The organism is Nocardia sp. NPDC059154, from assembly GCF_042755705.1.
GTDB lineage: Bacteria > Actinomycetota > Actinomycetes > Mycobacteriales > Mycobacteriaceae > Nocardia.
The window spans coordinates 1-21,567 of the sequence record NZ_JBHZCS010000061.1 but is presented as its reverse complement, the minus strand read 5'-3'; the positions used below and the strand labels follow the sequence as shown (position 1 = coordinate 21,567).

The 21,567-nt window shown below is 66.6% G+C and carries 4 protein-coding genes and 1 pseudogene; 1 reads left to right on the top strand and 4 read right to left on the bottom strand.

Features of this window, described 5'->3' with window-relative positions:
• Nucleotides 1-301 precede the first annotated feature (301 nt).
• From ACFXN1_RS38110 to ACFXN1_RS38100, 3 genes are all read right to left on the bottom strand, one after another.
• Complete coding sequence (locus tag ACFXN1_RS38110; protein ID WP_379440695.1) at nt 302-9,637, bottom strand: neuraminidase-like domain-containing protein; 9,336 nt, start codon at nt 9,635-9,637, stop codon at nt 302-304.
• 19 nt (nt 9,638-9,656) lie between these two features.
• Complete coding sequence (locus ACFXN1_RS38105) at nt 9,657-17,264, bottom strand: SpvB/TcaC N-terminal domain-containing protein (protein WP_379440694.1); 7,608 nt, start codon at nt 17,262-17,264, stop codon at nt 9,657-9,659.
• A gap of 1,664 nt (nt 17,265-18,928) precedes the next feature.
• A complete protein-coding gene (locus ACFXN1_RS38100) occupies nt 18,929-20,179 on the bottom strand; it encodes a DUF1173 family protein (RefSeq protein ID WP_379440692.1) in 1,251 nt (416 codons plus the stop codon).
• A gap of 792 nt (nt 20,180-20,971) precedes the next feature.
• Between ACFXN1_RS38100 and ACFXN1_RS38095 the strand changes: the two genes are divergently transcribed.
• Nucleotides 20,972-21,202 carry a hypothetical protein gene (locus ACFXN1_RS38095; protein WP_379440691.1) on the top strand — a complete coding sequence of 77 codons (231 nt, stop codon included), beginning with the start codon at nt 20,972-20,974 and terminating at the stop codon, nt 21,200-21,202.
• 18 nt (nt 21,203-21,220) lie between these two features.
• On the opposite strand, the pseudogene ACFXN1_RS38090 reads toward ACFXN1_RS38095, so the two are convergent.
• Nucleotides 21,221-21,567: pseudogene (locus ACFXN1_RS38090) on the bottom strand (hypothetical protein); the annotation flags it as partial.

Below are 21,567 nucleotides of genomic sequence, written 5' to 3'. Positions count from 1 at the left end.
TGCGGTCAGCACCCGCGCGCATCACGACGTTTGTAGGGTCTCGAAAGTCGTGGCCAAATCTCAAAATGAGTGGCCACTCGATGGCCAATTGGCCATCGTTTTGAGACGGATCCGGCTCTGCCCCACTGACCAAGGCGTGGTGGCTCGTCTGACGAGATGCCCCTCGTCGCGTGCGGGGGCTCTTCAGACGTGAAGCGATTCGCCGTTCAAGTCCGAGATCGGGAAAACCTTCACCCGAACAACAGGATCGAGTCGAAGAGAAAGGATGTGGTTCACCGTCGTGACACACGTGGATTCAGGTTTAAGTGATCGTGTAGCTGACGAATAGTGTGAGGTCATCTAGGTGGCTGGCATCGCATGCGATCGACACCGGTGTGTCGAGGGTCGGGTTGCCCGCGTCGCCGATGCACAGGGACTTCATCGTCGCATCCCGGTTCAACGAAATCGCGGCGCCGTCGACGGTGATCGCATACTGTGCTGGTGCGCCTTGGACTTTGGCCGCCCACGTGTAAGCGGTCAGGGTCGGGTTGTGGCTGCGGGCCATATAGGGCAGATGTTTGTAGTCGATGGTGATGGTGGTGGCCCCGGTCTCTTTGAGTTGCCACCATTCGTGGAGGAAGGTATCGCGCACGCTGAACGCGATGTAGAGGCCGGTATGGCTCCCGGCGAGCTTGGTTTGGGCCATTACCGCCTGCAGGGCTGCCTCGTTTCGTTTCCGGAACGCCGCGCCACCCTCGTCGGCGGTGTAGCGCATGTGCAGGATGAGATCACTGATGGTGTCGTAGTCGAATTGTGGGTAGGCCGTGGGCAGCTCGATCTGCCATGTGCTGATCGCACCGGCGCCTTCGAACGGCAGATAGCGTTCGTCGTGGAAGTTAAGTTCGAACAGCCCGGAGTCCGACACGGCTGTGCTGGTCGCGATAGACGCGATGGTTCCGGGGTTATAGGCGAATCGGTCGTCGTTGCCGGGATCTTCTGCGTAATCGTTGGGTGCCGGCTTCTCAGCGATCGTCTTGCGGTATTTGTTGGCGACCAGCGACAGTGTCATCCCCACGGAGGTGTAGGGACCCGCGCTGCAGAGCATCGTGACACTGAGGGACTTGATGCGGCGCTTGAAATGGTTTGAGTAGTCCAGGTCGAAGGCGACTTCGGGGATTGTAACGGTGGCGCTGCCGGTCGTCTTGAGTTGCAGCAGGGCGAACGGGTCGACCTGTGCCAGCGAGATGTGCTTGGTCAGCTCATAGTCGCGGGTGTTGTTGTCGCGGTAGGCCCTTTCCATCCGCTTGATGTCATGCAGCAGCGCGTGGGCAGCGGTCAGGCCCTTCTTCTGGCTGTTCCAGTAGCCGAAGTTGATGAAGGTGTCGTCTCGGGCCAGTTCATAGCAGTAGCACCGCTCCAGCATCTTCGCGCTGTCGTAGGCAAGTTGGTAGGCCGGGTAGTACACGGCCGACACCTGGCCCGCCGTCCAGATGTAGAGCTCTTCGCTGGTGAACTTCGTCAGCATGAACTGCTGAAGTGCGGCAGCGTTTTTTGCCTGCAGATCGTGGGCGGCGAGGTCTTTGTTCAACATGTCCAGGTGCAGGTTGACGTTGGCGATCTGCTGCTGGTTGGCGGCGAGCTCTTTTTGGGCCACTGCGAGCTGGAAGGTCCAGTCGTCCTGGCGGCGTTGATAACTGGCCTGGGTGCTGGCCATCGCTGCGGATTTGTCGACTACGTGCACGTTGGAAGACAGAGCGGCTACCGCGCTTTCGGCTGCGCCGCCGATACTTTCACCGCCGGTGGACGCGTTGACGGTGGGTGATCCGCCGAACCCGGCAGCGCCGGCCATGAAGTTCGGGACCAGTTTCAGGTCGCCGGCAAGCACGTGACCCAACGCGACGGACGCTTCGCCGAGGAGTGAGGCACCATTCAGCGCGGCCGCGGTGGTCTCCCAGGTGTTCATGAATTGGCGCGACGAGTAGTAGTCGATACGCGCCTGGATGACGTCTCCACTGCGTTGCAGCGCGGCCAGCGCACCCTTGGCTTCCTCGATCGTCGCCAGTTTCACCGTGCGCATCGCATCGAGCACGGCGATCTCCTGGGTTTGGCGCAGCCGCGCCATCGCTTCGGAGTCCTTCTTCTCCAATGCGGACTGCAGTTCCGCACCCAGGCTGTACACGTGTTGGGCCAGGTCGGTGACCAGCGGCGCCATGGCGACGAAGCGGTAGTTCGGCAGCCGCGCACCGAGCCCGGCCAAAAACGAGGAGATGTCCAGGCCTGCGGCCGCGGCGCGCGCCAGCGCTCCGGGGTCGATCGGCGGGGAGAACAGTGCAAGAGAGGCCGCGATGCCGTCGATGTTTTGGCAGTTGCGGATCTTGAATAGCCGGTCGGCGACCAGATCCCACAGGGCAAGGAGGTTGTCGTTCGGCGGAATGCGGAAATACAGGGAGGTCAGCGTGGCAGGCGGTGGCGGCAGCTCGGCCCCGTGATGGGGCAGCGAGTTCACCTCGGGGACTAGGTTTTCCAGATCGAGCATCGCGTTGCTGAAGATGTCGATCTCGGGTTGCAGCTGCTGATAGTTCATGTCGGGGACGGGCACGGCGGGCGGTACGACGCGCGGTTTGGGGCCCAGCAGCTTGTCGGCCAGCACGTAGAGCTGGGTGGCTTGGTTCACCGATTCGCGGGTGAACTGCCGAAACAAGTTGTCGCCCCAGTCGATCAGGTTTCGCACATAGTTGATGACGATGGCCATCTGGTAGGCGACGGGGCGTGAGCGCGCCACCACGTCGGGTTTGAAGGGGTTTTCGCGCCACTGCGATACCGCGAACGCCAGGTCGCCGATGCCGGCGACGGTGGGGTCGGCGGCGATGGTGTTCATAATCGTATCGATGCGTTCGTTGAGGTAGTCGTTGGCGGTTGTCAAGAAGAACGGCTTCGTGTTCCAGAACCGGCTCGGGGGCGGGTAGTCGCCGATGCCGACCGGGTTGAAGATGTAGTGGAACCAGTCGCGCGCCTTGTCGAACTGCTGGTCGGCGCACAGCATCATGGCGACGTCGAAGGGGACGTGGAAGAACAGTTCCCAGTTGTAGGAGGCGTACGCGCCGGCGAGTTCGAAGTCGACGTTTTCGCGCGGGTAGGGCCTGATCACTTCGGGACCCGGCCGGTAGGTCGCGGCGAAGTCGAAGCCGGTGTCGACGAGCTGAGTGTCGCGCGCCATCAGCGCATTGATTCCAGAACCGTTGAGCTGCTTGCGGAACGAGCAGACCAGCGGATGGTAGAAGTTGGCCACCTGCAGGCCGTAGCGCTGTTTCAGGTACTGGCGGATTTTTGCCAGGATCGCCTTGTAGTCAGGATCTGCGAACATCTCTTTGAGCAGTTCGGCCACCGGGATGCTCGGATCCTGCTTGTGCTTGCCGAGGTATTTGTCGACCAGGGCCATGACTTCGTTGATCAGGGGCAGCACATCGGACACGGTCTTCTTGTTGGCCTCGATGTACTTGTCGCCGATGATCAGCTTAGAGGCGGCGACAGGATCGAACCCGTCGGCCTCCACGAGTGCTTTCATGTTAGCGCCGCGCACATTGGTTACACCCTCCCGCGGTTCACGCGGGTAGAAGCCGGGAATGATGACGTAGTCGCGGGCGAAGTCGCCGAAGTAGTAAGGCAGCAGCGTTCCGGTGGGCACGGCGATGCGGACGTCCGGGTAGGTGGCGTTACGGCTCAGCGCCCACAGCTCCACCATCAGCAGGATCCAGTCGAGGATCGTCATCTGCAGCGGGTAGGTGACGTCGTAATGGCCGGCTGGGGTTTGGCCGAAGATGGTTTGCGGCTTCTGCCCGGGCAGCGCCACGATCGCCAGTTTGCTGCCCAGGGCGCCGGCCTCGTCGAAGCGTCCGGCCTCGAGCAGGGTCGGGACGAACAATGGGTACAGCCAGCCGGACATGCTGCCACTCTGTTGGACCTCTGGCACACCCTTGCAGCCGGTCAGCGCGAACGAGCCGAGGAATTCCAGGTTCGTTGCGGCGCCTACGTAGGTCGATGCGGTGCCGAACTGTCGGAAGCACGACACGGCTTGGTTGTCGCCGAGCTGCCACACCAGCATGGTGAAGGCGTTTTCGTCGGGCAGGTCCGCTGCGTCGAGGTAGCCGGTGTACAGCGCGGTGTCGCTGACGCGTTTCTCCCGCCAGCGGCCGTTGGCGTACTCGCTGACCGCGAGTTGAATCTTCCAGCGGTGGCTGGGTTTGGAGGTCGCCTGGCCGCCCGACAGGCTGGCCGGGTCGGGAACGTCGGGCGGGTTCTGGGTGTCGTCGGGTTCCTTGGTGCATTCGGGCCAGGCGATGGTGAGCCGGGAGTTGCGCGAAAAGGCCAGCAGCTGATCGCCTTTGATGTCCAGTGGCACCTTCTCCCACGGTGTCCAGGCTCGTTCCTGCTGGAACTCGCGGTGGTAGTAGACCGCTGGGCTGCCGCCGCGGGTGCGGGCGAAGACGTGCTCAACCTCGCGCACTGTGTCGTAGTAGGCGGCCATCACGTCCAGGTGCGCGATGTCGTCGAGGCCTTCGAGGTAGCTGTCGATCGCCTGAGCGATGGTGTCCTCGGTGAGTTCATTTTGCTGCAGTGTGTTTTCGAACTCCACGAACAGTCCGGACTTGTCGTCGCGCAGGTCGGGGGAGATCCAGTTCTCCGGCCACAGAAAGATTTTGCGGTTGGCCTCCCACACCCGGAAGTTGGCCATCCAGTCCCACTGTGTCCAGCCGTCGTCGTTGCCGACGCTGGCCACGGCGGCCGGTTCCAGGCCCATCAGGCAGCGCATCACGAACAGTTGCACCGTGGCATGTGCCTGCACGATCCGCGACGTCGACATGCCTGCGGTCATCTTGGTGTCGATGAGGAAGTGGTCGTAGAGGTCCTCGACGGAAGCCAGGTCGGGGTTGGCGGCGAGCATATAGGCCACGAGCGCATCGCGTTTGAGTTCCCGCAGCGGGTCTTGGATCTGTTTGAGTACACCCAGCCACTGGTCCGGCGAGTAGCGCGATTTCAGCGCCATCCGCATGGCCATCGCGTCGGGCAGGCCCAGCACGGGTTTGGTGACCTGGATCGCGGTGGGCACGTCCAGCCCGAGGGTGCGGAGCAGGGTGACGACGGCCAGCAGGCCGGTAACGGTGGCGGGGTCGCGGTAGCGGGTCAGGCCGGGTGCGGACAGGCCCAGCTGGGTGTCCAGCGCGGTCAGGACCGCCGCGTCGGTGCCGGTCAGTGTCGCCAGGTAGGCGAGCACATCGGCGACTGACCCGGTCAGGACCGTATCGAAGAAGCCGCTGACGGTGAACGGCTCTGCGGCATCAGCGGGGTTGGCGACGTCGGGGTAGTTGGCGGCCAGGGTCAGAAAGCCCGCGAGCTTGTCCCATGTCGGGTAGTCGGTCGCTGGCTGACCCGGTGCGTAGGGCAGGTGGTCGAACTCGAGCCAGCCCAGCGTGTGCGCGTTGGTCAGCAGCCAACCGACGATGGGGGTGGGCAGGGCGAGTTTCGCGAGCGCGATGGTCATGGTGTTCAGCAAGGCGACCGCGCGCTGCTGGCGATCGGTGGCGGCTGGGGTGGACGAATCGTTCAGCAGGACGTCGCGCAGCAGCGGTTGGCCCGCGGCGGGCGCCTCCTTGAGCGCGGCGTTGGACAGCAAGGTCCAGGCGAGGTCCTCGTCGAGCGAGAACGCCTGCGCGATCGCGGTTTTCAGCGCTGCCTGCCGGTCGGTGTCATACAGGTAGCCGCCGACTGCGGCGGCGACAGCGGCGATCACGGCGTATCGGTCGGCGTCCGAGTGCGTTGCCTCGCGCGCGGTGAGCGCGGCTTTGATCGCGGTGGTGTCGAAGTGGCTGCCCAGGGCGGTGTCGAGGAACGCCGATTCGGTGACGGTGGTGTTGGTCCAGGTGTCGGTGAGCAGTGTCTGCAACTGTGCGAGGGTCTCGGCGCTGATGCCGCGGAGCGTCGCCAGGAAAGGCTGCACCGCGGTGGTGTTCTCGTTGACGGTGCCTTTGGATGAAATGGGCACCGTATCGGCGGTTTTCGCGCCTGCGTAGGTGTGCTGTAGGCCGGTGAGCAGAGTGGCGATCGCTGTTGCGGGCATGTCGAACGTGGTCAGGTGGGCGGACTCGTGGCGCAGCAGGTAGCGCCAGGTGGTGATCGACAATGGTGTGGCGCTCATCGCGACGGCGGCGTCGGCGAATTCACCCAGCGCGGCGGCCGAGGATCGGGGGTTGGTGGCGGTGATGGCGAGCAGGTCGGTCAGGGCGGCCACCGTCAGGCCCGCAGCAGGAGCCAGTCGTGACAGCGCGTAGGCGGCGCTGAGGCTGGCGGCGGTCAGGGCGGCGTCGGCGCCGACGGCGGTCAGGATCAGCGCTGTGTCGGCCGGGGAGGTGCCCAGTGCGATGGCCAGAGGCGTTGCGGCGGCATCGAGTTTGATTCCCGATCCCGGGGTGGTGGTTTCGGTGGTCTCGTTGGCGTGGACGGCCGTGGGCAGGAAGCGGGCGTCGACGGCGCCGACCTTGGCCGGATCGAGGAAGGTGGTGGCGTAGGTGCCGGCGGGCTCGTCGATGTCGAGTGTCTCCAGCAGGTCGAGGGTGGCATCGACGGTGAGCGACAGCTTGCTGACCGCGGTGTTGATGGCGGTGATCGCGATCAGGCAGGGGTCGTCCAGGGCGCCGTTTCCACCTGCGGTGCTGCGGAGGACCCGGTCGACGGTCGCGCTGGCCCAGCCGGTGGCGGTGCGTAGCCGGATGAAACGGTGGATGCGGTCCAGGGCGGCGTCGTCGAGATTGACGATGCGCTTCTGGGAGAGGTCGGCGCTGGAGTCGAGGTGTTGGATGAAAAGATCGGTACCGCTTCGGATCCAGGCCAACTCCAGGAGCGGCAGCAGCTCCTCATAGGTGATGCCGGAACGAGTGACGAATTTGTCGACGTTGTTCAGGGTGTTCGACGCCGGCGTGCCAGGGGTGTTCCAAATCGTCTGCTGGGCACCGGGGTTGGTGGTGACGACCAGGCTGCGCTGGGCGTCGGACAACCCGAGGGCTTCGGCGGCGCACGCCGCGTCCGACGGTGCTCCCCCGGCTTGCAGCCGGTGCATCAGGTCGGCGCGGTCGATGCCGAACTGCGCGAAATAGCGCCGGGTTTCTTGGTGGGCGAGGTCGAACGGCAGGGTGAAACACCATGTGCTGGCGGCGAGTTCGATGTACGACTGGGCGTTGACGTATGCGGGGGCCGCGGCGAGTTGGTCGTCGGTGCCGAAGGTCTGCTTCAGCACCCGCGCGCGCCAGTTGGCTCCGTCGGGGCTCAGTCCGACGACGATGCCGATGTCGCGGACCACATATCCCGACGAGGGTGACGGACCCAGCGCGCCGTACACGATGGCGTTGTCGGTGACAGCCAAGTTCGCGCTGGTCAGCGCGGTCAGCAGGGTCGTCGAAATGGGACCTGGCGCAACGGGTCCGGTGTAGAGCAGGCCGGGGTCGGGTGCCACGGCGTCTTCGAGCAGCTCACACACCACATCCAGGTAGGGCAGGGTGGTGTTGGTGTTGGCGCAGTTGAGGTCGGTGATGGCCAGATCCGGGCGGCGGCCGAACAGTACGTCGCGCGCGCCGGTGAAGGTGACCGCCGGTGAGGTGGTGGTGTCCACGACCAGGCGGTCGCCGAGAAACTGCAGCACGTCGGCGAGGTAAGCGGCCGCGCCGTGTACGGATCGGCAGTCGTCGCATTCGGACATGTCGATCGCGTTGAACAGGCTTTTCATGCTGGGGAAGTCTTTGACGACCGGCTCGATTGCGGCGGGCTTGGTGGCGAGGGCAGGCAGTTGGGTGGCGGTCGCGGCGCCGTGTACTTGACCCGCGAGGACGAGGCTGGCGGTGTGCACGTCGGCGGCGCTGCGGAAGGCCGCTGTCGCAGCCTCAGCGGTGAACGCGCCGCTTTGCACGGCCTCGCGCACGAATCGTTTCTGGCCTTGCCGCACAACCGATGCCGCCGAGGTGACTCCGCGGTTCAGCAGCGCCTTGGTCTGTGTATAGGCGGGCGCGAGCCGATAGACGCGTTGGGCGGTGCGCAGCGCGGCTGCGGTGGCGGTGTCGACGTGCTGGCTGTGGGAGGCCAGCAGCGCGGAGACGTTTCCGGTGGCGAGGTTGAAGTCGGGGTGGGCGGCCAGCGTGTCGGCGACCGCACTGGCCTGGGGCAGAGGCGGATTCGGGTCAGTGGCCAGGTTCGCGGCGAATGCGGTGGTCGGGAAGCGGGCGGTCATGCGGGCGGCCATCGCGGCACCCTGCTTCGCTGTGGCGGTGGCGTCGGCCCCACTGACGGCACTGGCCTCGGCGATGGCGCCGGCCCAGCCGTCTGCGCCCTGTGCGGCCAGGTTGTGGGTGTCGGCGCCGCCGATGATGCCGAAGCGTTGGCGCACGGTCTCGATGAGTTGCGGGTCGTCGCCGAGCACCTCGGTCAGCGACAGGGTGGCCGCGACGTCGGCGGTGTCGGCGGTGTCGGGCACCAGTTTCAGGTCGGTCAGTTTGGTCAGCACCGAGGGCAGGTCCCCGAACGGGTCGGTGGCGATGATCGTGTTCAACTGGTCGGACAGGTCGGAGGTGACCAGGTGGTTGATCTGGGCGCTGATCACCTGTTGGCGTTGATTGCGGGCCCAGGTCTGGGCGGCCTCGGTGCGCGCGTCGAGCGCCTTGCGGATGGCGTCGAGTTCGCCGGCGAGTTCGTCGGGCACGACGAACGTGGTGATGGCGGCACGGGCGGCGGCGTCGACCTCGCTAGTGGGGAGCAGCACGATGTCGTAGAGCAGCGGCTCCAGTGGGGCGGTCACGCTCAACGTCAGTCGCGGCGTCAGTGACACCCAGCGCTGCGCGGCGGTGAGCACGCCCTGAGTGAACACGGCGTAGAAGAAGTACGGCGGGATGTCGATAGTGGTCGACATCCGGTGTGCCAGCACCAGTGAGGTGATCCGGTCGAAGTCGGCGCCGGATTCGCCGGCCAGGAAGGTGATGTCGCGGTGCTCGCCGTCTTCGGTGAGGTCGTTCCAGGACAGCTGGACCAGCATCGGTTCGATCAGACGGGTGAGGCGCTCGAATTCGCTCTGTTCGGGGGCGACCCGGGTCGGCAGTGACACGGTGATCGACACCAGCGCCGGGGCGTTGAATATGGTCTGCTCCAACGGGGTTTCGTAGAGGACCCGGTCGCGGTGGCGCGCTTGCACGTAGACGTCGGCGGTGCCGATTTCCAGCTGCTGCGCCCGCTCGGGGGTGTAGCGCACGCGGTAGCAGCCGTCGTCGCCGGTGGCCGCGTCGCCGAGCAGTTGGCTGGTGCGCAGGTCGCGGTCCAGTGCGCGGATCTGCGTGTGTGGCACGGGGTTTTGGTCGGGGTCGAGAACCTGTCCGACGACGTAGCAGTGGTGCGCCGCGTCGGCGCCTTGCAGTGCGGCGACGGTGTCAGCGTCGGCCACGCCGGTGGCGATCAGTCCGGACTGCTCCTGCAACGTACTCACCGCACGGCGGGTGGTGGCCCCGTAAAAGCCCTCGACGAGTTCGTCGTTGTCGATCGAGGCGCCCAGGTCGAGCAGGCGGGCGTGCAGGGCGTGTACGTCTGCCCCGCTGCTGCCGAGAGACAAGGTCCGTGCAGGTTCGTTCATGATGACTCCCGAGGTCAGGTCAGAATCCGAGCTTGTCGATCAGGGACCAGGCGAGCTTGTTCTCGTTCTTGTAGGCGGGCTGCTTCGGGTTGTCGGGGATGACCGACGAGACGAGCTTGTCTTGCGCGTCCAGGGCGTGGGCGATTCCGTTGGACGGGGACAGATCGACGCCGAAGGCCGCTTTGGAGGCTTTTTCAATGGCCTTGTCGGCCGGGCCGCCTACGGTGTAGCCGACCGAGAGCTCCTCGCCGACCGGGCCGCAGTACATCGCCACGCCAGCGGCCAGATCGCCGGCGGCGACCAGCCGGTCGCTGTTGTTGGGCGCGGTGGCCAGATCGGCCGCGGCGACCATCACGCCGAGCGGTTTGGCGATCTCCCCGACGACTTTGACCACTGGCGCAACGACTTCGACGACCGGTCTGGCGACCTTGACGGCCCCGCTGACCATCTTCGTCAGTGCGCCGGCTTCTCTGGTTGCTGGCACCAGCGACTTGGCAACTGGGGTCGCGGTCTTGGCGAGCGCGCCGACCGCTTTGGCGTCCTCGGCGACCGTGGCGGTCTTCGCCAGGACGCTGGCGTCCTTGCTGGCGTTGGCGAGCGTGACGGCGTCTTTGGCTGCCTCGGTGGCCTTTTCGGTGTCTTTGGCGATCTCGGCGGCTCCGGCGGCGTCTTTACCCACCTCGGATACGCCGGTGGCGTCCTTGACCACGGTGGCGGAGGTCTCACCGCCGGTAAGGGCCGGGGCTGCGGCGTCCACGGGCTTGGTCACGGTGGTGGCGTCGTTGGCGGTCTCGACAACCTTTGTGGCGTTGGAGGATTCGGCGGCGGTGTCGGCGGACTTGAGCGCCTCGGCAGGCGGCTCGGGTGGACCCGCCGCCGGTAGCGGCTCCGGTGGCGAGGCTGGTGCGGGCGGGGACTTGGGTGCAGGGGTACGTGTCTTGGGCACCGACTCGGCCGCGGCGGCGGGTTGACTGCCCGTACCGGGCAACTCGAGTTGCTCTGATGGGGCCGCGGCAGGTGCTGGCTCAGCTGGCGGTTTGGCGGCCTGCTTGGCCTTCCAGGTTTCGATCGCTTGTTCGTATTGGAGACCTTGCTCGGACGTCGGCCCGTAGCTGGGCCGCACGCCACCAGCATCGGGCAGCGGGGGCTGCCCTTTGGGCGCATTCGGAACTTCCTGGGTTGTCTCTCGGCCGGTGCGTTTGAACTCTCCCCTGGCTTTGGCCGCTTGGGCGTCGGCGCGCTCCCCGCGAGACTGGCGGAGGTTGGCCTCCGCGGATTGGATGCCCACCATCGAGACGGTGCCCGCTGGTTGCTTCCACAACGGCAATTCTGGCTCGTGACCAAGGTGATACTCCGATGGTGCGCCCCATAGATCGCGGAGCGTTCGCGCATAGTCGCGGTGCTTCGTTTCGACTCCGGAGCCGCTCTTGGTCGCCTTCACTGGGAACCGAAGCATGGACGATTCGGTGAACCAGAGCTGCGGCTCCTTCCAGGGCTTCTTCCAGCTCTCGCCAACGAGCCCGCTGGGGTCGGAGCGTGAGGTCGGGTTGTTGCCGGCGTAGCTGTAGCGGTTGGTGCCGTCGATGAGCCCGGCGGGGTCGGGAGAAAGCCAGCGGCCCAGCCAACACATGTAGTATCGGGCTCCGGCAGCGTAAAGCCCTGTCTCGCTGTCCTTTTCCTTGCTGAGGTAGCGGTAGCGTTTGGTGCTGACGGCCGCAGCGTCTCGTGCCAACCACAGCGCGGTGGTGCCGAACGGGTGGTACTCCTCGTAGGAGATGACCATGCCGGTCTCGTCGCATTCGGCGGCGCTGGATCCGATCAGGTCTGTCAGCTGGAAACGGGTACGCGGCGCGGTGTCGAATCCGGGGTGGTCGGTGTCGACGGTTACCGTCTCCACCAGCGCCGCGGTGCGGTGACCGTCACCGATGCGCACGGTGCGGCGCTCGAAGACGAGTGTGCTGGAACGGTATCGGCGGAACAGTTCCAGCTCGCCGAGGTAGATGCGCTCCTCGCGCAGGTCGCCGAGGCGCTGCCAGATCTTGCGGGCCCGGTTGCCTGCGGCGTCGTAGTGGTAGGTGACGGTGCCGCCGCCGCCGAGGTCGATGGTGGCCACCCGGCCGGAGTGGCTCCAGGTCAGCGATGTCATGCCCGGTGCTGCGGTGGTGTTGCCCCCGGGGTCGTAGGTGAAGGTTGCCGAGTACGGTCCTGCGTTGCGGTCGCCGGGGATCTGGTGGGCGGCAAGGCGGTTGGTGCCGGGCGTGTACTGGTAGCGGCGTGTCCAGCTGGTGGTGGTGCTGGCGTGCGCGAACGCGGTGATGTTGCCGAGTTGGTCGTAGGTGTAGGTCTCGGTGAAGTTGCGCAGTGCGTGGGCGTCGTTGGGGTGCGGAAGGGTCGGCATCGCTGGATCCGCTGGGTCGGGCTGCACGCCGAGGCTGGAGTGTTCACGGCCGGTGGCGGTGCGCAGCCGGTAGGTCGCGTCGTAGGTGAACAGGGCTCCGGGAGCGACTACGGCGCCGTCGAAGAAGACGGTCTGGTTGGCGCCGTCCCGAATCTGGACGACGTTGCCGACCGGGTCGTAGGTGTAGTCGAGTTGTTGGATGAGCGTCGCGCCGGCGCGGGCGTGAATTCCGACGGGGCGCCCGGTATCGGAGTCGAACTCATGGGTGAATGCCACGCCGTTGCCATGGGTGATGGCGGTGCGGTGCCGGTGAGCGTCGTAGTCGATCCCGGTGATCACCGGCGTGGACGCGGCGGCGCCGGCGTATTGGGCGTCGACGGTGTTCAGGCCGCCGGTGGTGTACCCGAGGGTGATGAGGGTGCCGTCGGGCAGGTTGTGGTTCAGCGATTGGCCGACGGCATCGAATATGCCTGTCGTGGTGAAGGTTTCGGGGTCCAGCAGGCCAGCGGTGGCCGCGTCGAGACCGCCCAGCGGGGCTGCCGCGGCGGGGGTCCAGTCGGGCGGGGTGGGTGCGGACAGGATCTGGCGGGTGCCGTCGATGAGGTTGCCTGCCAGGTCGTAGCGGTCGGCCAGGGAGTAGCCGGCGTCGTCGTAGCGGCGGTGGAGTTGTCCGACCATCATCCGGTCGGTCGCCTGGGGGTGCGCTTCCCCGTAGACGGTGAGTTCGGCGAGCCGGTCGTTCACGGCGCCGGGATCGCGCACGAGCAGTTGGATGGGCCGCCCGAGCAGGTCGTACCGGGAGGTGACGATGTGTCCGGCGGCGGTGAGGTTGCGGATCTGTCTGCCTGCGGCGTCGGGGACGGCGACTTGGGTTCCGGCGTCGATGCTTTCGGTGCGCACGACCCGGCCGGCGGCGTCGCGCAGTTGGGTGCCGGTAGGGATGCCGCGCGCGTCATGGACCTCGGTGATCTCACCGGCGAGGTCGAGGAGGTAGCGGGTTTCGTAGACGCCGTCGGGTCCGTTGTCTTCCCTGATGCGCACGAATCGGCCGAGCGGGTCGCACAGCTGGACTTGGGGGGTGTTGGCGTGGGCGGCGGCCAGTGTGGCGGCGCGGCGTTGGTCGGCGGGGGCGGCGCCGCCGGGTTGGCGCTGCGCATACCAGGCGCTCTGCAGAATGGTGTCGTTGCGGTCAGCGTTGCTCTGCTGCCAGGGCCCGATGGTAACGGTTTCCAGTGTGCCGTCGGGGTGATCGACGCGGATCAGCCGGCCCAGCGGATCGTAGGTGCGCCGTTGCAGCACAGCATGTTTGACCAACGCGTCGGCGGTGTCGAAAGCGGTGTCCACGGCGAAGTACGGCTCGTATTGCTCGACGGGTTGGCCCTTGTTGTTGAATACGGTGCGGCCGGTGGCGACCCAACGCGGATTCGGGGTGGTGTCGACGGTGATGACACCACCGGCGCCGTCGTCGGCCCAGGCGTCACCGGGCTCGACCGACGTCTTGGTCATCGCGATGCGGCCGAACCCGTCGACGAACATCCGCTGTTCGCGCCATACGCTGTTGGGGTCGCCGTGGTTTGCGCGCAGCGCCGAGTGTGACCAGCACGGGCCGACGCCGCTGCGCCAGTCGTCGGTCCCGTATGTGTAGACCACCCCGGGCAGCGCGTCGGGATCGCCGCTGCCGTCGGGCGCTTGCCGCCACGACCGGCTCACCCGGCCGAGTGCGTCGAATTGGACGCGCTGTATGACGCCGTTGGCGTCGGTGAGTTGGTTGTGTGTCAGGGTGGTGTAGTCGTTGACTGCCCGAGTGGTGTTCATCGACAGGGGAACGGTTGTCGATGCCTGCACCGTAGTGACCAGTAGGTGATATGCGTCGTAGGTGGCCGTGGCAGTGTTGCCGAATGGTGTGGTGTGCCAGGCCGGTAGGTAACACGTCGCGGGGTCGTAGCCGCGGATGCCGTCGCTGGCCCACCACAACCCATCAGCCAGTTCGTAACCACCCTCGCCGGTCAGGGTTGCGGCGGTGGCCAGGGTGTCGAACACGGTCGCGACGAAGGCCGGGGTCATGGCGAAGCGCAGCACCCGGCGGGTCAGCGCCCTGCGGCCGACCTGTCCGCTGGGAAGCGCGGCGGTCAGCGTGTCGTCCCAGTACTCGTTACGGGTGGCCGCGCGCATCCGGCGCTGCCCGAGCCCCGGGGTGACCGGGTCGGCATAGTCGCGTTCGGCGAGGGTGGGCAGCAGTGCCGCCAGCACATCGGTGGTGTAGCGGTGGGTGGGGGGCACCGGGACACCGGTGATTTCGTATTCGCGGCTGGCGGTGGGTTCGGAGACCCGGTACGCGTCGCCGGAATCCAGGCTGGCCAGGTCGGTTTGGGTCCACGTCATCAACGCCTGGTTCTGTTCGTCGATCGCCGGTGCGCGGCGGGGGTAGGCGAGGCTGACCGTCGAGTTGGGAGTGCCGTGGTCGTCGGTGCCCAGGGTGAGGTCGTGACTGACGCGGGGGTCGTCGGTGGTCTGCTCGTAGTGGGCGGTGAGGGCCTCGAGTGGCTCGACGCGGAACACCGCCGCCCATTGGCCTCGGTGGGGTTGCAGCTGTCGCACGCACGGGCGGGTCTGGGTAACGACGACCGGTGGCGTCGAGGTGCCGTCGTCGACGTAGGTTTCGGTGCGTATCGGGCGGGCCGCGAGCGCGCGCGCGGATTGCTCGTATTCGAGCCCGCCGGTGACTCCGATGCGTTGGGCCGCTTCGAGGCTGATGGCTCGAGGGTCGGCGTCGAACACCCCGGACGGCGACTCGCCGGGGCGGCCGGTGGAAAACCATTCGCGGGTGCGCACCGGCGGTAGGTCGAACACGCCGCCGCCGGCGCCGATTGTTTCGGCGTCGAAGGTTTCGGCGTATCCGAAGCCGCGTGATTCGCGTTCGTAGGGATCGAAGTAGGCGTCGCGGTAGGTGTAGCGGGTCACGTGCGAGGTTTGCGACACCTCGTCATCGGCTTGCACTTTGGTCACGACGACAGCGACGCCACTGGTGGTTGTCTGCCAGGGACGTCCGGCGCGACGCGCGGCGAGTTGTTGGCGGGCGGAGGTGTCGTAAACGAAGCTGGTGCGCGCACCTAGGTTGTTGACGATCGCCGAGAGCTGGTTCGGTCGTCCGGCCACGGCCAGGTCGAGGTAGCGCGCGATGTGGCCACACGGCTCCGAGCTGCTCCACACCAATGCGGGGGTGCCAGCCCCGAGGATGTCGAGGATCTGCAGTTCGTCGAGGCTGGCGACCGGTGGCAGCGGCACAAGCGGCTGCGGCGACACCCAGGAGGTGCCGGAATTGTTGCGCCACACCGTCACTGCGCGGTCACCGAGGTACATCAGATCGGTGGTACCCGACCCGTCGATATCGGCGAACCGGATCCGGGTGCCGTCGATGTGGTCGGGGCTGTCCAGAGCCAGCGTGCCGGTCATCGTGACGCGCGCGCCGTAACGGCCCCAGCCGAGGTTGGGCCAGTAGTCGACTCGCCCGGCGTGAACCCGCACGAGGTCCGCCAGGCCATCGCCGGACATGTCGGCGTTGAACCATTCGTGTGCGGTGTCGTCGCGGGGCGGACGTGGTCCGGCAGCATCGGTGGCCGCGGTCGGAATGCGAGCGGTCGGGCCGTAGCCGTCACGCCCCAGCGAAGTCGCCCAGCTGATCTCATCGGCGCCGCGCCGCACGAGCTCAGGCCGGCCGTCGCCGGTGAGGTCGATGCGCTGCAGCCGTGGGTCGGTGAGGTCGGCGACGGCGCGGGTGTCATAGGCCCGGTAGCGGTCCCAGCTGCCATCGGGTCGGCGTACCGAGGATCCGGCGAGCCCGTCGATCTCTGCCGCGACACCGATGCGGCCGGTGCCGTCGACGTCCCGCATCCCCGCGGTGCCGCCGGACCCGGTGGGCGGCAGTTGGGACACGGGACGGGGCGGCTCGTACTGTCCCTGGCCGGCGGGGCGTTGGTACCACCAGCCGCCCGGGGTGGTGGTCAGCACCCCGGGCAGCCCGTCGCTGTCGAGGTCGACGAAATGTATGTGAGCGCCGTCGACTATCGAGGTGATCTCGAGGTCACGGATCGTGGTATCGACCTGCGGATCGACGTAGCTGAATTCCAACGGGGACAAGTCGCTTTGGTCGTAGCCGACGCCGTTCCAGCGATATCCGACCTGACGCAGAGAGGTCAGGCGCGACAGGGAAGGTTCGTGGGCCAGATCCAGCGCGCGGACCAGCCGCGGAGTGGGTCCCGGGCCGAGGTCGGCTGAAAAGTCGTGAAACACCAACAGCCGCCGGCACAGCCGCCAGGTGCGGATCTCGAACCCTGCGGTGTAGGTGGAGTACGCGTCGGGCCGCGCTGCCCATGTGTGTGTCTCGTCGGGTGCCAGGTCGTGCTCGCCGTAGTCGAGAACGATCAGCAGCCGGGTGCTGCTCGCGTCGTCGGGGACGGCGTTGGCGTAGCGGATTCGTTTGAGGTAGCGGTTCGGCTGCGGTAGCGCCCCCGGAGCGAGGCGGTGCGCCTCGCCGAGTTGGGGAGTGACCCCTGCGGTGTTTTCTTGCTTGTACTCGTAGACCGCCAGGTTGCCGCGGTCATCGTGGACTTCATCGAGCAGCCACTCGAATACGCGGGCACCGGATGGATCGGCAGGATCGCTGATCCGGCTGCTGGCGGTGCGCCCAAAGAATCGTGAGACGTTGCCAGCGTCAGTGGTGCGCCAAAACGGCACTCCGCCGCCGCTGGGAAGGCATTGTTCGATGCGGGTACGGGTGTCGTCGGTACGGGGGCGGAACCGCCGCACGTTGTGCGCCACACCATCGATCTGTTCATGATGCTCGACTACCCTCCAACCGCCTGCACCATCGCTTTCCAGTTGTGGGACAAGGTCATCGAGGCCAGGCAACCCGTAGATATCGGAGCTGTCGTATCGCGGCAACCGCTTGTTGGTGCGCCGGCTTACCGACGGGACCGATAGGCCCCATCCCAGCCCATAGGGCGAGCGGCCGCCACCATTGCTGAAGTTGAGCGTGAGGTCGGCGGCGCTTGCCCCCCGGCCAGGACTCGCCGGGACTGGCACGCTCACCGACAACGTCCCGGTCTGGGTGCTGACGTTCCAGTGCACCCCGAGCCCGTGGGCGGCCAGTCCGCCCTTGGGTAGTTCGACTGTGGGAAGGAAAGCGGTGTCGGCCTGCGAGGCCGAAGGAACGGCGGACGGCGCGCTCATCGTCCACGCTCATCAGGGCCGCGGCTGCAGCTAGACTGCGTCCGGCGGTTCGGAGCGGTGTCTTGTGTGCCAGAGCGTCGCGCACGGCATCGGACTACGTCCACCGTCACCTCCCGAGCGAGAAATCTGGAGCCGCTCTCCTCTCAAACGGTAAACCTGGAATTTGTGAGCCGTCAATGGCTTGTATATGTACATACGATCTCTGAGAGCGCATTCGCGATGCTGTCGATACGAGTACAGAATGAAGCCGAATCTGGTTGTATCGCAACTCGATATAGGCGACGCGCCGGTGTGAGCGGGCAGGCCGCCGCCGAGCAGACTGTGTCCGTGCCACCACGGTGGCCTAGCGCGAGCTGGGTGTGAATACGACGGTAGCTGTAGGTGCCGTCGGAATGCTCGAAACAGAATCGGATCTCGTCTTCGAAGATCTCGTGGCGCGGCGCGGCGGCCGATGGTCTCCGGCCCCGCCAGGCGTAGTAACCCGACCGCGAGACTTTCGCCCACCGGTACATGGACACGACGGAATGATTACCTTCCTTGGAGGAGATGCAAGCCTATTTCGCTGTCATCGATGCCGCGATCTCAGCGGCCATGGAGCACAGACGTTTTGCGAGGCGACCATTGAGGTGCCCGAAGGATGTCGGACAGTGGCCCAAAGTAGGATTGGGTATCACTGAACGGAGTTGTGTGTGGCACAGAAGAAGTCACGGCACTTCAGTCCCGAGTTCCGGGAGACGGCGGTCAGGTAGGTTGTTGAAAGGTCGCAGCCGGTCGAGGACGTAGCCCGTGAGCGATGGACGACTTTTCGGGTGCGTAGGCGTCCGGATTCGTGGAGATGGGGCACACCTACTGTGTGCTCGGCATCTGGGTGGCTGGGGTGTTGAAAGAGGCGGTCGACACCGCAGCCACCTTGTTTCAGGTGTTCCGGCGTGCGTCAGAAAGCGAAGAACTGCCATCTATTTGAGACTGGGCCTCGAATGCGGTGTGTGGCAGCGATTGGATATCCGCTGGTCATAGTGAGACCGTCTGCCATCGGACGTGAAATCCTAAAAGAGATTTTGTCGTGTCTCAAAAGTCGTGGTCAAATCTTAAATGACATGGCCAATCGATGGCCACTTGGCCAGGCTCAATGGGACATCGCTGGTCAGGGCTGTGCGCGTGCCTGCGCGGTGGCGCGAAACCTGAAGAATGGCCACCATTTTGAGACAGATCGCAGTGGCCAAGTTGTGAGATGCCGTCAGAAGGTGCAGGTCAGAGGACTGACGCTGGCCACGAATTTTTAGACCCTACAGCACGCAAATAAATCAGGGTGTGGGAGCAACGGCTTCTCCAGTCCCCCTGTCTCACAAGACATGCGGCGCAGGATCACCGAGCAGCCGACAGTCGGAAGTTCGCCCTCGGCGGGGGTCGGCCGCGAGTCGAATCCGGTTGGCCAGACGCGAGCAATCGACCCGGGCCGGTGGTGTCCACGACGAGCGTCGGTGTCAGTCCGAGCCGCGCAGCCTGTGCGGCCCAGGCGTCCCAGTCATCGAAATGCGGACCGCCACGCGGCCGCGCACACCGCGACCGCCTTGCTCACCGGCGAGATTCGCGCGGCCGGGCACGGAGCCAATGACCCTGGGCGGCAACAGGACTGATCGATCGAGGCGGGCCCGCCGTGTGCACTATCGCACGGTTAGGTCCGGGAGCTTGCCGCGGCCGTCCCACGTCACCACGAACTGGCCGGCCGCCCTGTAGATGGCTTCCTTCTCGGCCTTGCGCTGGTCGTAGGCTTCCCGGCCCCGAACCCCATACACCTCGACCGGAATATGCGGTTCGGTGTCGGTCAGGATGAAATCGGGCAGCACCACCTCGTGCGCGGCGTCGAACCGCAACGGCTTCACGAACCCGCGACCATGGGAGACCAACGCGTCGGCCATCACCAACTCCAGGCTCGAATCCACCGGAATCCGGTGCGCCGTCGTCAATGCCACCGCCATGTCCACCACACGCAGATTCTTCTCCGACGCACGTTCGACCAGCAACAACGCGAGCCGGCGGCCACCAGCGGCCCGGCCCGCCTCAGCGAACGCGGCCGGATACGACGCGCGCGCGGCCCGGTCGAGGTCGGGCGCGACGAACACCGGCGCCGCGTGGTTGGCGAGGTGGTAGGCCACGTTGTACTTCGCCGGCCGGACATCCCGGATCTCGCCCAGCATCAACCCGCGCGGAACACTCGCCCTGCTCGGCCGCAACCGGTCGAAGAACTCCTCGAACCCGCCCTCCCCGTGGCCATCTTGCCTACCGGCGTCGCGGTCTTGCCTTCCGGTGTATCGAGGAACCACATACATCACCTCCCCCAACGCCCGCCCGCCCGTGACCTGACACATGCCCGCCACTCTTCGCAACGCCACCACACACTCACCCCAGCCACGGTCGCGAGCTCCCTTGCGCCACACCGTCAACCGCGACTCTTCCAGCAGCAAATGCAGCAAACCCAGCAGCCCCACCGCCCGACGCGGGGCCCGCGGATCGGCGTCCACTGCGCGGGGCCGCGGTGTCGGCGTTCGGCGTTCGGCCGTCACGCGGGTCAGCGGCGCGGACAGCCGGATCGAGAACCCGTCCTCGGTCTCCACGATCGCCGCCCCGCCATAAGCACTGCGCCCGGTCAACGACTCGTCGAGCCGATGGAACGCGCACTCGCCATCATGCTCGAGGTCCCCAGGCCACCTCGCCACGTGGTAGCGGCCCGTCTTCCTGTTGGTCCGGATCACCAGGCGACGCGGCGGACTCGAACACAAGCATTCGACATGCCCCACAGTGGCCTTCGCGTGCGCCAACGCCGCCGCCACCCGACCCGGCTTGTCCCGCAACACCGCCAACCGATACACCGCACCAGCCACCCGCACCAACCCCACCCCGCCCTGATCGTTCATCAACACCACCCCGAATTCCTGCCCACCCCAACACTGTTCCCCCACACCACCGCATCCCGCCACCCCTTGCAGCAGCCGTACTGGTGGTGGCGTCGGTTCTGGACAGCGACGCGGAGAACCCCCGAAACACCCTCCGCTCACCACCCGAACCTCCCACCAGCCACCAACCCACCCCGGTCACCTGCCTCCCCATCCCCGCCCACAACCAACCCCACCACCAGTACGGCTGCCGCACTCCTCCCGCACCCCGCCAACCACAACCCGCGCCAGTTCAGCACCGCTGCCAACCGTGAGTCCCCCACCCCGCCAACCGAATACGGCCACCACCCGCACACCACCTGACCAGCAGCGCCCCACCCGGCCGGTGCCCGCACCCGCTCCTCAGAGCTGCCGCGACACCGAGCCCTCCCGCCACCGCGCAGCTCCCGCAGGCTCACCACCGTGCCGCGCACCGGTCGAGCCCCTCCCACCCGGCGCGGACCTCCCGCCCGCGGACCGCTCACCAACCCCCGCGGGCTCCGCCCGCGCGCCGCCGCGTCCGCGCCGCCGCACCCCGTGGTGGTCCCGTCACCGGTCGACCTCACCTCCGGTCGGGCAGTTCGTCGATGGCGGAGCGAAGGCGCGAATTCCTCCCGTGTACCCGACGAATCTGCCCCAAGGGCGTACCAGGCGAGTTCGGCCCGCACAAGGCAAACCCCTACGGGGGCGCGCACGCGCGCACCTTGCACGAACCGGACTCGCCTGGTCCGGGCGGAGCCCAGATCCACCGAGCACCCGAAAGGAACACCCACCATGAGCTCCACCATCGACGAACTGCCCGACCTCAGCCCCATCGGCGGCCACTGGACCATCGCCACCGTCCACGCCGACCACACCTTCACCCACGACACCCTGCGCGGCCTCGCTCACCTCCCCGGCGTCGAGTGGGAATTCCAGCCCGAGAACTGCCCCATCCCCTGGGGCGACTGGTACCTCGACCACACCCTGCTCCTCTGCAGCGGCTGCGGCATCGACGCCACCTAACCGCCCACGGCGGGGCCCTCACGGGCCCCGCCCCAGCCGGGCCTGCCGGCCCGGCCGCACCAGCACCGAACACCACCAGCAACCTCCGCGGCCGCCGGATCCCAACCCACCACCACATGCCTTGAGCTGCCGCGACACCGAGCCCTCCCGCACCCAGCGCAGCTCCCGCAGGCCCACCACCCAGCCGCCCTGCGCCCGCGCCGGTCCCGCCCCAGCCGGCCGGCCCCGCTCGGGCGCCGGGTCACCTGTCCGCGAGCCGAGCTCGCGCGGAGTCGCACCCGTCCGTGGTGGTGGCCCTCCGGATGGCTTGTCGGGGCGGTGACGGGCGGGTGAGGGGGCATAAGCCGGAAAAACGTGGCTTGCGG

Bases quoted from the DNA above. Each gene is read 5' to 3' on its own strand.
- ACFXN1_RS38105 (WP_379440694.1), bottom strand. From the start codon at position 17,264: ATGAGCGCGCCGTCCGCCGTTCCTTCGGCCTCGCAGGCCGACACCGCT.
- ACFXN1_RS38100 (WP_379440692.1), bottom strand. From the start codon at position 20,179: ATGAACGATCAGGGCGGGGTGGGGTTGGTGCGGGTGGCTGGTGCGGTG.
- ACFXN1_RS38110 (WP_379440695.1), bottom strand. From the start codon at position 9,637: ATGAACGAACCTGCACGGACCTTGTCTCTCGGCAGCAGCGGGGCAGAC.
- ACFXN1_RS38095 (WP_379440691.1), top strand. From the start codon at position 20,972: ATGAGCTCCACCATCGACGAACTGCCCGACCTCAGCCCCATCGGCGGC.